This is a genomic window from Moorena sp. SIO3H5 (assembly GCF_010692395.1).
Classification (GTDB): domain Bacteria; phylum Cyanobacteriota; class Cyanobacteriia; order Cyanobacteriales; family Coleofasciculaceae; genus Moorena.
The window spans coordinates 97,847-112,741 of sequence record NZ_JAAHHS010000001.1 but is presented as its reverse complement, the minus strand read 5'-3'; the positions used below and the strand labels follow the sequence as shown (position 1 = coordinate 112,741).

Annotated in this window: 14 protein-coding genes; 11 read left to right on the top strand and 3 right to left on the bottom strand. The window is 43.4% G+C overall.

The window, feature by feature from the left end; all coding sequences use genetic code 11:
- Positions 1 to 64 precede the first annotated feature (64 nt).
- Both F6K52_RS00510 and hslO read right to left on the bottom strand, forming a co-directional pair.
- On the bottom strand, positions 65 to 2,353 hold the full coding sequence (locus tag F6K52_RS00510; RefSeq protein ID WP_293072542.1) for a chromosome segregation ATPase: 2,289 nt from the start codon (positions 2,351 to 2,353) through the stop codon (positions 65 to 67).
- 224 nt (positions 2,354 to 2,577) lie between these two features.
- Positions 2,578 to 3,462 carry an Hsp33 family molecular chaperone HslO gene (hslO, locus tag F6K52_RS00505; RefSeq protein WP_293072540.1) on the bottom strand — a complete coding sequence of 295 codons (885 nt, stop codon included), beginning with the start codon at positions 3,460 to 3,462 and terminating at the stop codon, positions 2,578 to 2,580.
- Positions 3,463 to 3,645: 183 nt separating this feature from the next.
- Between hslO and F6K52_RS00500 the strand changes: the two genes are divergently transcribed.
- Positions 3,646 to 4,041 carry a hypothetical protein gene (locus F6K52_RS00500; protein ID WP_293072538.1) on the top strand — a complete coding sequence of 132 codons (396 nt, stop codon included), beginning with the start codon at positions 3,646 to 3,648 and terminating at the stop codon, positions 4,039 to 4,041.
- On the opposite strand, the gene F6K52_RS00495 is transcribed toward F6K52_RS00500, so the two are convergent.
- A complete protein-coding gene (locus F6K52_RS00495) occupies positions 4,038 to 4,382 on the bottom strand; it encodes a metal-sensing transcriptional repressor (protein WP_293072536.1) in 345 nt (114 codons plus the stop codon). The genes F6K52_RS00500 and F6K52_RS00495 overlap by 4 nt on opposite strands.
- 424 nt (positions 4,383 to 4,806) lie before the next feature.
- On the opposite strand from F6K52_RS00495, the gene F6K52_RS00490 reads away from it, so the two are divergent.
- From F6K52_RS00490 to F6K52_RS00450, 10 genes are all read left to right on the top strand, one after another.
- Positions 4,807 to 6,015 carry an HhoA/HhoB/HtrA family serine endopeptidase gene (locus F6K52_RS00490; RefSeq protein WP_293072534.1) on the top strand — a complete coding sequence of 403 codons (1,209 nt, stop codon included), beginning with the start codon at positions 4,807 to 4,809 and terminating at the stop codon, positions 6,013 to 6,015.
- Between the two features lie 129 nt (positions 6,016 to 6,144).
- Positions 6,145 to 6,330, top strand: coding sequence for a LicD family protein (locus tag F6K52_RS36880; RefSeq protein ID WP_364415380.1), 186 nt, complete (start codon positions 6,145 to 6,147; stop codon positions 6,328 to 6,330).
- 97 nt (positions 6,331 to 6,427) lie between these two features.
- Positions 6,428 to 6,574: a hypothetical protein gene (locus F6K52_RS00485; RefSeq protein WP_293072532.1), complete on the top strand. Its 147-nt coding sequence runs from the start codon at positions 6,428 to 6,430 to the stop codon at positions 6,572 to 6,574.
- Positions 6,575 to 7,160: 586 nt separating this feature from the next.
- Positions 7,161 to 8,849, top strand: a complete 1,689-nt coding sequence (aepX, locus tag F6K52_RS00480; protein ID WP_293072530.1) for a phosphoenolpyruvate mutase — start codon at positions 7,161 to 7,163, stop codon at positions 8,847 to 8,849.
- Positions 8,850 to 9,995, top strand: coding sequence for a phosphonopyruvate decarboxylase (aepY, locus tag F6K52_RS00475; protein WP_293072528.1), 1,146 nt, complete (start codon positions 8,850 to 8,852; stop codon positions 9,993 to 9,995).
- A gap of 51 nt (positions 9,996 to 10,046) precedes the next feature.
- A complete protein-coding gene (locus tag F6K52_RS00470; RefSeq protein WP_293072526.1) occupies positions 10,047 to 11,138 on the top strand; it encodes a 2-aminoethylphosphonate aminotransferase in 1,092 nt (363 codons plus the stop codon).
- Positions 11,139 to 11,182: 44 nt separating this feature from the next.
- Entirely contained in the window at positions 11,183 to 12,304 is a 1,122-nt protein-coding gene (locus F6K52_RS00465; protein WP_293072524.1) for a TauD/TfdA family dioxygenase, read from the top strand.
- Between the two features lie 131 nt (positions 12,305 to 12,435).
- Positions 12,436 to 13,101 carry a hypothetical protein gene (locus tag F6K52_RS00460; protein ID WP_293072520.1) on the top strand — a complete coding sequence of 222 codons (666 nt, stop codon included), beginning with the start codon at positions 12,436 to 12,438 and terminating at the stop codon, positions 13,099 to 13,101.
- 15 nt (positions 13,102 to 13,116) lie between these two features.
- Positions 13,117 to 14,130 carry an iron-containing alcohol dehydrogenase gene (locus F6K52_RS00455; protein WP_293072518.1) on the top strand — a complete coding sequence of 338 codons (1,014 nt, stop codon included), beginning with the start codon at positions 13,117 to 13,119 and terminating at the stop codon, positions 14,128 to 14,130.
- On the top strand, positions 14,127 to 14,834 hold the full coding sequence (locus tag F6K52_RS00450) for a CDP-alcohol phosphatidyltransferase family protein (protein WP_293072515.1): 708 nt from the start codon (positions 14,127 to 14,129) through the stop codon (positions 14,832 to 14,834). Before F6K52_RS00455 ends, F6K52_RS00450 begins: the two co-directional genes overlap by 4 nt.
- Positions 14,835 to 14,895 lie beyond the last annotated feature (61 nt).

Genomic DNA, 14,895 nt, shown 5'->3' with positions numbered 1-14,895 from the left:
AGAATGTTTAATGTCCAATTTCCACAGGTTTTATCCTAGCCAGTTCTACTACCCTCGGAAACTCTTAAGAGTCAGTATCAATTAACTCAATCTTCCTACCAGCCGGAGGATTAAACCTAGGTGGCTCTAGCTGAGTCGGTGGTTTTACAATACCCGATGGTGAGATAACTTCCGGTGGTGGAACCACAATTGGGTAGGAGCGAGCTGGTGGTGATGGTGGTTTTACCACTGATGGTGGAGAGGGAGCTGGTTTCGGGATCACCACTTGTGGGGGAGATGCAGGGGGAACCGGTCTTGGTCGTCTTACGGGTACAGGAGGTGGGGGAGGTGGAGCTAAAATCTTGCGCCATGATTGAATTTGCCGTTGGGCTTCCTGGTAAGGGCGAGTACCAGACGGAACTATGTTTGCGATCGCAATGGATTCAGAGAGGTTATAGGCAGAACGACTTCTGGCTATGGATAGGATTTTGTAACTCCAGCGATTGACTACTGTTCTCGCCTCGCTACGGGATTTGGTTGAGGTTGGCACTTGCCTAGCTACTCGAATCGCTTTTCTTAGGGCTTGTGGAGTTCCAGCCTCAGCAATTTGGTAAGCTTCCCGTAAACGCTGCTGACCCTCTAGTTCTAACTTCCAGCTTCTGACTTTGCTTTGGGCTTCATTGTACAGAGCCCGACCTGACTTAATTTGTTCGGCAGTTGCCACGGCGGCATATAGATCACCTCGGATTGCCAGAGTGCGTGCTTGGTCTAAATAAGGTTGGTCTTCTTGCTGCTGGATACTTCTAGACCACTGATTAATTTTACTTTGAGCTTCCTGGTAAAGACTACGACCTCGGGAAATTTTACGGGCTTCTTGAACAGCAGCTTGCAAAGAATCAATGTTCCCATAACTAGCCAGTTGTGCTGCCCGCTCCAAGAATGGTCTGTCTTCGATCAGCTGAATTTGACTAGTCCAATCTCGAATTTCCCCCCGTGCTTCCTGATAGCGGGGATTACCACGAGGGATCTGTTCCACTTCAGCCACTGCCAGTCTTAAGTCACTAGGTAAACCCGAGGTAGCATAGGTTCGGGCTCGCTCTAGTCGCGCCACATCTTCTACTTCTCGTTGCCAACGGCTAATTAATTGCTGCCCTTTCTTATATAGCGGACGTTCTGAGTCGAGCTTTTGGGCAGATGCGATCGCTTCTTCTAAATCCCAGGTTGTACCGGACTCAGCACGAGATAGGGCATGAGCTAGGTCAATTAAATCAGATTTGAGTTCAGGTACTTTAATCGTTTCGGGAAGTTTATAGGCAATCTCAAGAACTTCCGACCACTTCCCTTCCTCTAGCTTGTTCTGAGCAATCTCCACCAGCTTGTTGCCAGAGTCTTTAATTAAATCCTGAGCTTCTTTGTAAGCATAACTTTGCTCTGTGATTTCCTTAGCTTTTTTAATAGCTGCCAGGATCTTCTCTATATTGCCACTTCTACTCAGCTCAAAAGCTTTATCCAGCTTAGCCGAGTCTTCCCGTCCCATCTTAATCTTATCTGTTAGCTGGTTATACTTAGCCGTAGCCCAGTAGTCATTGTCCACATAGGTCAATCGTACTGCTTCGCGAAATGCTAAGTTCCAGTTTGATAACCTCAACTGTTTTTCTGCTTGATCATAAACTCCCTCTGCCCTTGACCAGATTTTCTGCCAACGTTTTACCCGTTTTTCTACTATCGCCCCAGCTACGGATTTTGAAGGAATACGTTTAGCAATCTTAAGAGCTTCATTGAGCTGACCAGCTTGAAATTTAGCTTCTCCAATCTCCAGGATTACCTGTGACCACTCTTCGATATGTTCGTTAACTTGTGGGCGTAACGGGTGGTCTTCGGGCAGGGCATCCACTAATGCGATCGCTTTTAGCAACTGGGGCACAGTTTCCTGATTTGCTGCCACCTGAGCACAAGATAGGCGCATCGATGCTGAAGCCGTTGGCCAAAACACAGCACGGCAGTTTGGTACAGCTGGCAACCTTAACAACATCATTGCTGAAGCAAATCCCGCACTACCGAAAAGCAACACAACTAAGGCTGACCAAAACTGCCAACTGCGAGGCAACAGGTTTTTTACTCCAGTCGTTTTTCCTGAGGGAGCTTGTCTACCGGTAGTTTGTGCTGTGTTTAATCGAGAGTTAGCTACTGGTTGACCAACCCCAAATTTTTCTGATTGCTGGGGGGGCTGTGTCGATGGGTTTCCTCGGTTAGGATAGTTTACATTCGGTTGAGTAACCGGTTCGCTATGGTTAGGTTGCCATCCATTAAACTTACCTGAACTTGAACCATTTGACGTTGGCCAACGGTCTGGAAATTCTCTATTTCTGGTCATAATTCACTTCCACACTCCCTACACCGGAAGACAGCAGGTTGTTTACAGCAACCTCAGTTGTTGAGATTTTACCCACCTTACACATATAGAGTCTACACCCTATCTTATAGTAGTGTTCTTAGAATTCTGGTTGAGTTTATATACTGATCCATATTTCTTGCAATCCTTTACAAGTCAGGATTCTAATCTTCCAGTTACTGTAGGAAGTCCAGTAGCTACTCAATTTACAATTCTTTTATCAATTGAGAGAGTTGATCAGGATTGGCATGATAGACCTCTGAGCAAAAATGACAAGTTGCCTCAGCGCCACCGTCTTTTTCAATCATATCCTGAAGTTCCTCTTTTCCGAGCATTTTCAGAGCCCCCAACATCCGGTCAAAGGAGCAACCACAGTAAAAATGCAGCATCTGGGTTTCTGGAAAAATCCTTAGCTCCATATCCCCCAACAACTGTTCAAAAATCTCTGGTAAGGTCTGGTTAGCTTGGAGTAGCGGTGTAAAGCCTGATAGTTTGCTAATGCGAGATTCCAAAGTTTGAACTAAAGCCTCATCCGTTGCTGCCTTAGGCATAACTTGGATTAAAATACCCCCAGCCGCAGTGACCCCTTGAGCACCTACAAACACACCAACCACCAGCGCTGACGGGGTTTGTTCCGAATTTAGCAGATAGTTAGCGATGTCATCACCTATTTCACCAGAAACCAACTCTACTGTACTCGAATAGGGATAGCCATAACCCACATCCCTAACTACATATAGGAAACCATCCGTACCAACAGCACCACCCACATCTAATTTGCCTTTCTTATTTGGTGGCAGTTCCACCTCTGGGTTGTCTACATAACCTCGAACGTTACCATCTAATCCTGCATCCACCATAATTCCACCCAGTGGACCATTGCCGTTGATACGAATATTGACCCTCGACTCGGCTCGCTTCATACTAGAAGCCAGAAGAAGACCTGCAGACATGGTACGACCTAGGGCAGCCGTTGCCACATAGGATAGTTGGTGACGTTGTCTAGCTTCTTCGGTTAGGCGTGTAGTAATCACACCAACTGCGCGAATACCCCCTGAAGCTGCTGTGGCGCGAATTAACTGGTCAGCCATAGAAAACTCTTACACTTCTTAATATAATTAATGTTTATTTTACAAAGTATTGAGAAAGTATCGAGCCACTTGCTTGCCCTCTCCCTTTAGCCGAGGGTTCAAAACAACAGACGGGATTTATCCCATTGGTTCATTCACACTAATCACAAATATTTCCTACGAATAAGGACGATAAATACCAAAATGCTAGGAATCTTTCAAAAAAGTCATCTGAGGATTGAAGTCGAAGCACCACAAAATGTTATCCGGGACAGTCTGCTCTATACTGCGCAACTGCACCAGTGGTTGTGGCCGGAGAATTTATCTTCCGAGTTACCCGAACAGCTAGATTTAGGATTGACCTTTACCTCTTCCATCGGGCCAGTAGCAGTACAACACAAAGTTGAGCTTGTTCAGCCGAACTGTTTAAGACTGCTCTTGAGTCAGGGAATTGATGGTTATCATGAATGGTATTGGGGAGATGGTTGGGTACAATCTCGCCTAGAAGGGGTGTCTTTGTTACCATTGAATTGGGGTCAAACCTTAAGTTTGCTGAGGCTACGTCAGTTTGTAGAGCAGCATAGAGCCTCTGACTCCTAACGTAAAAATTGATCTAAAGCCGCTTTCAACTCCTCAATTTCTACCTCAATGTTGCCCTGCTCAGCGGCTCGACCGATACACTCGCTTAAATGTTCATCCAGGATAATTCGTGCCACTTTATCCAAAGCCCCTCGAACTGCAGCAATCTGTACCAAAACATCAGGACAGGGGCGACTTTCTTGCACCATAGTCTTAATCCCTCGAATATGCCCCTCGATTCGAGACAGGCGATTGATAATTCGCCTCAGAGATTCTTCATCATGGACGTGACCATGGGTATTTTCACTATGGTTGTGATTCAGTTCTTGAGTCAGGGCATATTCCCTATCTTTCGCGATCATAGCGGTTTTATTAGTTTTCTTAGTCCAAGGTTAACCAACTTCGAGGGGTATATCATTATTGATAATTATTAAGCTTAACTTGTTGGGCTCTCAAGGGCGCGAGGGATTGCTCGCGCCCTTGGGTCGCACCCCCTGGAACTACCCTAGGTCGTACTAACGTCATAGAACTAACTCTCACCCATAGCGATTAGATGCTTGTAGCAACTAATCCACAATCCTAAAAATCTGCCTCGAAACCCAATCCTGGCTATGGGTGGGAGGAATATCAGGGAAGCTAAACTTGAGTTAGGGGTTAATGCTAAGGGTCAGCAACAACTGACTACTAACCACTAGCCAAAGCCAAGTAAATCCCATGGGTTTTAGGTCGTGGGATTGGCTTAGCAATACTATTCCCCAAAATTAACCAGAAGAATACGATAATACTATGTCATCAACTAAATTTTCGATTTGGCTTCGCTCAATTAGTAACTATCTCTTGGCTATTTTACTTGGAGTCTTATTGACAGTTGGCGTTTATCGTGTATCTCCCTCCAAGGCTGCTCCTGTACCCAGCACAGACTCAGTAACTCCGCCACTTATTGCCCAACAATTCCTGAGTCCACAGCAAGCTAATAATAGCAGTTTTGTAACAGCAGCGGTGAATCGGGTTGGAGCAGCAGTGGTGCGCATTGACACCGAGCGCACAGTTTCCAGGCGCGTTGATCCTTTTTTGGATGACCCCTTCTTCCGGCGCTTTTTCGGTGATGACTTTTCATCCCAAATGCCCCAACAAAGACGTTTACAAGGTCAAGGCTCTGGCTTTATTATTGACAACAGTGGCATCCTACTGACCAATGCCCATGTTGTGGAAGATGCAGATAAAGTAACCGTTACCCTCAAGGATGGGCGCAAGTTTAATGGTCAAGTCAAGGGTGTGGATGAATTCACCGACTTAGCTGTTGTCAAAATTGACGGTACTTCCTTACCGATTGCCTCTCTAGGGGATTCGGGTCAAGTTCAGGTTGGAGATTGGGCTATTGCTGTTGGTAACCCCCTCGGGCTAGATAATACAGTAACTCTGGGAATTGTCAGCACCATTGGACGCTCCAGTGCTCAGGCAGGTATTCCTGACAAGCGACTAGACTTTATTCAAACCGATGCAGCTATTAATCCTGGAAATTCTGGTGGTCCGTTGTTGAATGCGACAGGAGAAGTAATTGGCATCAACACTGCTATTCGGGCTAATGCCATGGGAATTGGTTTTGCTATTCCCATCAACAAAGTCAAAGAGATTTCCAACAAACTAGCCCAAGGGCAAAAAGTTGTCCATCCATATATCGGCGTTCGGATGACAACCCTAACCCCGGAACTAGCACAAGAGAACAACAATGACCCCAATTCTGTTTTCCTATTACCAGAAGTCAATGGTGTCTTGGTAGTTCAAGTAATGCCGGATACACCAGCCGCTGATGCTGGTATGCGTCGTGGGGACATAATTGTTCAAATTGATGGAAGACCTGTTACTAATGCTACACAACTACAGCGCCTTGTGGAAAATAGTGGAGTAAATAAGGTACTAGAGATAAAAGTAAGGCGCGGTAAGCAGACTACTAGCGTGTTTGTTCGCACCGATGCACTAAAAAATCCTACTTAGTGATTAAAGGCCGTAATCTAGAAGTGGTAAAACCCGAGGGAAGGTCTGCAAATCCTTAAGGGTCGGCCTTCCTCCGGAATCAAACCTAGGTGCAGAAGCGATTATCAGAAATTAAAACCAATACATACATTGGCAATTGCGCCAAGACTTCCAGTCCAGTTCCTTGATTCCCTCCTTAGACAGCATCATATCCCTTACTGGGCTATTTCAGGAACATTAATCGGTGCTCTCCGACACGAAGGAGTCATTCCCTGGTATGATGACATTGATATTGAGATGACAGAGGCAGATTTCCATAAATTATTTACTTTATAAACTATCCTCAATGATCATGGTTTCTACTTTAGAAATATCGAAAAAAATCTTTACAAAATAAGTAACTGGATTGAAATCTATAGCGTTTATAGGACTCATGAGGTACACATTAGTTTTTACCTCTTCCCTCTTCTCTCTTCCCTCTTGCCTCTTAGCTCTTCCGAAGTCCCTGCTCCCTGCTCCGAAGTCCCTAAAAACCAGAAATTTGTACCTCACAAGTCGTAGAATTGCTATATATCTATGACCAAAGTAGATTGCCCTGTGAAGGGGGAAATCCTCAGTATCGAGATCTCGATGAGATCTTTCCTTTGGGAGAGTTTCAATTCTACGATTTTAAGATTTATGGCCATTTCCAGGCCGAGAGGTATCTCAAAAGAGGATACGGGCAAGACGTTTTAAAGGTTTGCAGGATTTGGAATCATCGTTTGTAATGTCGCACTAAGAGCTGCAATACGATCCGAAGCTATATTCATTGAGCACAAAAAAGGTTAAAATTATTTTAAATTTAGCTTAAATGCTAGTTAAACGTGGTCAGATAAGGCTATTGAGCCTTTGCACTGGTTTCCCTAACTCCCCTGATTTCTTGCCCACCATGGAAGGGCTGGGAGCTAGGTAAGCTTATCATGTTTCTAAACACTGCTAGTAAAACTTCTAGTCAAGTAGTGTTGAAAAGCTATGAGCCGACAGCAGCATCAGGGTAGGAAGAGCTAATCCTGAGTTAACTGTGTTTTGAGTGGCTCATGATCGATTGAGATCCTTAACAAAGATAAAAAGTAAGCCTATTTCCTAGACCACTTTCGTCAAACATTGTTGCAATTTTAGGATGCCAAATGAAAACAACAGCACAATTAAAAACGACAGAACCTAGAAAAGCAACGCAACTTAGAAAAACAACACAACCTAAAAAAACGACACAACTTAGAACACTGCTGAACTCTAACCAGTTAGAGTTTCTGATAGAGGCCCATGATGGAATCAGCGCTAAGATTGCTGAAGAGGCAGGCTTTCAGGGCATTTGGGGCAGTGGACTCAGCATTTCTGCCCAGTTGGGTGTGCGTGATAACAACGAAGCAAGTTGGACTCAAGTCTTGGAAGTGGTTGAGTTCATGTCCGATGCCACTTCTGTCCCAATTCTGCTGGATGGGGATACGGGCTACGGAAATTTTAACAATGTGCAACGCTTGGTCAAAAAATTAGAGCAGCGTGGTGTCGCTGGTGTCTGTATTGAGGACAAACTCTTCCCCAAGACCAATAGCTTTATTAAGGGCACAGCTCAGCCCCTGGCTGACATGGACGAGTTCTGCGGCAAAATCAAGGCCGCTAAAGATGCCCAAAGTGATGATGACTTTGTCCTAATTGCCCGAGTAGAAGCGTTTATTGCCGGTTGGGGGCTCTCAGAAGCATTAAGGCGAGCCCAAGCCTATTACGATGCCGGAGCGGATGGCATTTTGATCCACAGCTCCTTGCATGTGGCTGATGAAGTGTTGGCCTTTAAACGGGAGTGGGGCGATCGCTCCCCAGTGGTGATTGTACCGACCAAGTACTACGCTACACCAACTGAAGTCTTTAGAGATGCTGGCTTCTCTATCGCCATTTGGGCGAATCATCTACTCCGAGCTTCCGTGACGATGACCCAAAAGGTCGCTCAGACGTTAATGCTAGAGCAGAACCTGCTAAATGTTGAAGACAAGATTGTGCCTGTGTCTGAGATCTTCCGGCTTCAAGGGGTTGCGGAACACCTGGAAGCGGAGCAGCGATATTTACCCCAGAACCCTGGTGCTGGTAACCGCACGATTTTGCTAGCCGCCTCGCGCGGGATTGAATTGGGTCAGTTCACTAAAGATAAACCCAAGTGCATGGTAGATCTGCACGGTCAACCCCTGCTATCACGGATTGTGGAAGAGCACCACAGTGTCGGTATTCAAGACATCACGGTTGTGCGTGGCTACAAAAAGGACGTTGTCAATTTACCTGGCCTCGATTATGTAGATAACGACGACTATGACACCACAGGTGAACTCGTTTCCCTTAGTCAAGGCTTGCAGGAGTTGCCCCAAGATGGACAGGATTGGATCATAGGCTACGGTGATGTTCTGTTCAAAAAGTACATTCTGCAAATGCTGTTAGGGGTTGATCATGACTTTGTGGTCATTATAGATTCGAGTCAGCACCGCCAAACCCAGCAAATCCGACCCGATTACGTTGCCTGTTCTCTACCCGACTCGACCCAGGCATTTTATCAACATGTTGATCTACAGCAAATCAGCGATCAGCTGCCCGAGGGCGAAATCTGCGGCAGATGGACTGGATTGCTGAAAGTTTCCCAACAGGGGCAGCAGAAATTACAGGATACCCTTAATACTTTGCTCCAGTCAGAGCAGATGCGGCAACAGGGACGAATGCCGACTCTGATTAATGAGTTGATCAGCCATGGCCATCGGGTACATGTGCTTTATATCAAAGGGCATTGGCTCGATATTGATCAAGTCGAAGATCTGTTCAAGGCTGGAAGTTTCTAAATGATCAAATCCGAATACTTTATCCGAGCGGCTCAGGAAAAAGGGTTTGGGTTATATACAGGGGTGCCTTGCTCCTACCTCAAATCTTTTATTAACACGGTCATTGACTCTGATCATCTCCGCTATGTAGGAGCTGCGAATGAAGGAGATGCCGTCGCGATCGCCTGCGGGGCCGAATTGGCTGGAGTGCCCAGTGTGGTGATGTTTCAGAATTCGGGGTTTGGTAACGCTGTCAATCCCCTAACCTCCCTGACTCACACCTTTAAGATTCCTATCTTGGTGATTGTGACCTGGCGAGGACAACCCGGTGGGGCACCGGACGAACCCCAGCACCAGCTGATGGGAGCCATTACTCCCCAATTGCTAGACCTGATCCAGGTGCCATGGGAACCTTTTCCCACGGAAATAGACCAGGTTGAGCCGACTCTAGACCGGGCGGTTGCCCATATGCAGCAGCATCAGACCCCCTATGCCCTGGTGATGCAAAAAGGTTCAGTGGAATCTTGCCCCTTAAGCTCTCAATTAACCGTCAAGCCCCTGTCGATCACCCCTGCTGATACTCTCCCCCTTCAACAGGAGCCCTCCTTCACCCGTCGTGACATGCTGCAAGCCATCCAAGCGGCAACTGGGCCTGAGGACATTCTGTTGGCCACCACGGGCTACACCGGTCGGGAATTGTATGCTATTGAGGACCAAGCCAATCAACTTTACATGGTTGGTTCCATGGGATGTATTTCCAGTCTCGGCCTGGGCATAGCGCTGGCTCAGCCCCACCGTCGAGTGATTGTGGTCGATGGAGATGGTGCTGCTTTGATGCGCCTAGGAGCCTTAGCCACCGTTGGCTATGAACGTCCGCCCAACTTGCGGCATATTCTCCTAGACAATCAGCGCCATGAATCCACAGGGGGACAGTCCACTGTGTCGGCCTCCATTGATTTTGGTGCGATCGCAAAAGCCTGTGGTTACGAACAGGTTGCTTTTGCCACAACCCCTGAAGAGGTGAAAGCTTTGACCCAAGACCCATCCGAGCAATTAATGTTCATTCACGCCAAGATTAAGCCTGGTATTCCTGACAAATTACCTCGGCCCCACGTTACCCCCCTAGAGGTTGCTCAACGTCTGCGGCAGTTTATAGAAGCCCGATAATCACACCTTGATTCGATCTGAATCTAGCCCAACTCTAAGCTTTACATCAACATGAACCGGACTATCTTACTCAACCCTGGCCCTGTTACCCTCAGCGATCGCGTGCGCCGTGCCTTACTCCAGCCAGACCTGTGCCATCGTGAACCTGAGTTTGCTGAGCTGACTCTAGATATCAAAGCGCGTTTAGCCAAGGTGTATCCCGCAGCCGCTGAGGAATATGAGGCTATTTTACTTACCGGTTCCGGCACTTGTGCCGTAGAGGCAATGCTATCAACCCTTGTGCCTCAGGATGGCAAGGCTTTAGTGGTAACAAATGGGGTCTACGGTGAACGCATGGCAGCAATGATCAAGGCTCATGGTAAGTCCCTGGAGGTGGTCACTGCCCCCTGGCACGAGCCCATGAACCTGAAAGAAGTTGAAACGTGCCTGAGCCAGGATTCAGCCATTACCCATGTGATTGCCGTTCATCACGAAACCACCACTGGACGGCTGAATGATGTGGCTCAGTTGGGTCAACTGTGTCAGCGCTACAATGTCGCACTGCTGCTGGATAGTGTCTCTAGCTTTGGTGCCGAGGCCATCGAGTTTGCCCCTTGGAATTTAGAAGCCTGTGCGGCAACGGCGAATAAATGCTTGCATGGTGTGCCTGGTCTATCGTTTGTGTTGGTAAAGCGATCTATTTTAGAAACTCGCCCCTCTGCCGCTGGAACCGTCTACTTAGATCTCTATCGCTATCATCAAGAGCAGGCAAAGGGCTATTCTCCCTTTACCCAAGCCGTACAGGTGGCCTATGGGCTCCAGGAGGCTCTCAATGAAATGGAGGACATGGGTGGGCAGACAGCCAGACACAGCTCTTACACTAAGCGTTCTCAGCAGATTTTGCAGACTTTGCAAAATCTCGGGGTCAAACCGCTCTTGGATGTGGAGGATTATAGCTGTGTCCTGACTTCTTTTAAATTGCCCCCAGGCTACAGCTATGAGCAAATCCATGACACGCTCAAAGAATCGGGTTTTGTAATTTATGCGGGGCAGGGGGGACTCAAAAACCAGATTTTCCGCATAGCTAATATGGGCGATATCCAACCGAGTGATCTAGACCGTCTGCTGGATTGTTTTCATGCTTTATTTAAGCATTCAGGGTAGACCACCCTTAGTGTTGCAGAAAAGATGAGAGGGGATTATTCCTGATGATACAATCTATCTCCATCAACCAGAAAACATTGACAATTCATTGGCAAAATGGGAAAAACTCCAATTTTCACTATATCTGGTTGCGGGATAACTGCCAAAGTCCAAAGTCACTTCACCCAAATGGACAACGACTGCTTCAAACAGTCGATATTCCAGCAGATATTCATCCTAGCTCTGTGCAAGTTATCAAGGAACAGTCTCTAGAAATTGTCTGGGTCGATGGACACCAAAGTAGCTACAGTGCTGACTGGTTATATAACCATGTCTATGACATGCCATTGTCTGGCTCCAATAATGAGATGCAAATCCAGCTTTGGAATTGCTCTGTTGACATCAATTCACTCACTTTTGACTACCCAGAAATTATCTCTAAAGAAAGAACACTATATGATTGGCTAGTTGCCTTTTGTCAATATGGGGTTGGCTTTCTAAAAAATGTCCCTACTCAATTGGGTGCGGTGGAAAATATTGTCGATCAGTTTGGCTATATACATGAAACTAACTTTGGTCGCATATTTGATGTCAAAACTGTTACTAATGCCACGAATTTAGCCTATACAAATGATTACCTGAGTCCTCATACAGATAATCCATATCGTGACCCCGCACCCACAGTGATGCTTTTGCACTGCCTTTCGTCGGACGTTGAGGGGGGTGATAGCATCATCGTGGATGGCTTTCAAGTTGCAGAAAAACTACGTCAGAAAAACCCTAAATACTTTAAATTGCTAGCATCTATCCCTGTCAACTTTTGCTTTAGCGATCCAAATGTAGAAATCTCCGCCGAAAAAACAATCATACAAGTCAATCGGCGCGATGAGTTGACAGCAGTTTGTTTCCACAATGAATCGTTACAACCATTGCGTATGGATGCAGAATTGATGGGGTCTTTCTATGATGCCTATCGTAGCTTCTTCGAGATGATAATGGATGTCAACAATCAGGTGCAATTTAAGCTACAACCAGGGCAAGTATATATGGTGGACAATCGGCGAGTGTTGCATGGTCGCACAGTTTTTTTCAATACAGGCAAGCGTCATTTACAAGGATGTTATGCAGGTATTGATGGTTTGTGTAGTAAGCTGGCAGTGCTGAAACGACACATTATCGGTAGTTAGACATTTTTTAGCTAAAAACAGCCTCAAACCCATACATAGTAGTAATTTTACTTCGCTTTACTTATTTTCTTGATCTACCTGGGTTTCAGCGATTTTTCAGTGCTTAGCTTATATCTGTTGGGAAGATACAAATGGAAGCTATTTTTTTGGATTTTGATGGGGTAATCGTAGATTCTCTTGAAGAATGGTATCACATTGGTATACTTGCCTATTATGGTATCGACAAAGCAACTCATGATAGTCAACATAAACAACTATACAAAGATAATTGCCATCTACTTTATTCAGATGCAGATGAATATTGTTTATTAAAAGCATTAGAAATTCAAGATTTAAATAACTTTAAAAAAATACGCAAACAAGTAGATAATCAAGAAATAGATAGTTATAGTAAACAATTCAATAAAATTAGAAAATTTTATCAAAATAATCATTTAAATTGGTGGTGTGGTTTACATAGTATTACTGATTATGGCAAAACACTGACAAATCAAGAAAATACCAAAAATCATTTTATTCTAACTCGTAAAAATATGGATGATGTTTTAATTTTAAAAAACCATTTCAATATTAAAATACCCGATCGAAAAGTATTTGATTATAGTCATTCTGTCAAATATGGCGGTAAAGTAAATTTTATTGAAAAGTTTTTAGATAAGCATCTAGAATATAATAAGGCTGTTTTAGTTGATGATAGGATAGAGAATTTGCAGAAATCTTCAAAAGTTAAGTGTTATTTCGCCTCTTGGGGTTATGGCAAAGGAAATAATGAATTTGAAAGATATCAGGGTATTTGAACAGTAGTTAAATTTATGAATTCTACATTACATATTTCAAAAAACTCGATAGATCAATGCATAGAAAAAATCATAATAAATGAACAAATAGACGGTAGTGTTATAGGTCCAAGTGTCTATTCAATGAATTGTTTTGCTCCCATTTACGAGCATGTTAATAAAAATAAGCTCCCGATCATTGTACCAAAATTTCCTTTAATTTATTCAAATATTGATAAATTAAAATTTCCTACCAGTGGTCAACGTTTTTTAGTTTTTGGGGGGGGAAGTCTCATAGATTTTGTAAAAGTTTGTGCTAAACGGGATAAAATTTCTTTAACTGTTTTGTTATCTTCTATTTCCAATGATGGTTTTTCATCTAATTTTAGTTCATTAAAGGCCGATGAAACGTCATATAATCAGAGTTATCCATCAAAAGCACCTCAGTCTGTTTATGCTTGTTTGCCCTTATTAACTAAGCACATGCCACATAAATTTTGGGTTAGTGCTCTGGGTGAATTATTATCAAAATTAAATGTGTTGGAGGACTTAAAAGTTGATAAAAAAGTCAAGGAATTTGATCAAACACCTTTTTATCAAATTGAAGGATTTATCAACAAATACACGAAACGTAATGAAAACTCATTAATCGAAATAATCAAACAGCTTTACTCATTTTCTTTATTAATGAAAAATGATAGTAGTTGGTGTAGCCGTTCTGAACACGAATTTGAAAAGTTATATGCAGATAGTAAACTATCACACGGTCAATTAGTTTTAATGGGTGCTTTAGTTGCTATGAAGATAAGATGTATTTATAAATTACCTGATTTATATGAGCGGTTATTATATTATTGTCGAAAATTAGAAATAAGCTTAGAATTAAAACAAGGATTTGATACTATTCTAGAATTAAATACTTATAAAAGAATGAAAAAACTATCTTCAGTACGACCTGAAAGATTTGGGTTGTGGAATCTTGTGGATTCCACAACCGTTGACTGGAAAATTATCATAAAAGAAATAATAAAGGAGTTAGAGCTATCATGATTAAACCGAATCACATTACATTATTTAGATTGATTTTAATTTTTATAGCTTTTGTTTCATGGTATCTTGTTCCCCCTCAAGACTATCTGTATATTGGTGTGTTATTTTATATAGCATTTTTATTGGATGCTGTTGATGGGTGGTTAGCTAGAACAAAAGACTTAAAAACAGATTTCGGTAAGTATTTCGATCCGATTGTAGACTATATAGGTTTCCTAGCCTTGTATGTCATTAGTATTGAAATGGAAATTCTCCCTGTATGGTTTGTTTTTCTAGCTCTGACAAGAGACTTTTTAGCAACATTTGCAAGACAGATATTAAATTTAAATAATATTGTAATTGAAGCCAATGTTATTGCTAAATTAAAAGCCGTATATATTGGTTATCCTTTGGTAGGGCTTTATTGGTATAAAATTTATGGGTTTTCAAGTGAATGGTTGTTTATTGTTATTGGGTTACACATACTACTAGAAGGTCGAATTTTTGGATATTCTGATCCTTTAGAAAATCGTTGGAATTCTATAATATTGTGTTTTGCGACTATTGCAGTAGTTACCTTAACTACATTAAGACCTGTAAATGAGAGTCTTTTTGATTTGACTGTGTTATTCATACTTATAACTCAATCATTGATCTGGGTTTCGGGTATTAAATATTTATGGGATGCCAGAGATTACATCATGAAATCATTTGAATCCAACTAATCACTGTAAATAATTTTAAAGTCTGTATAAAACCTTGATAAATATGCTATATTGTCAAGGT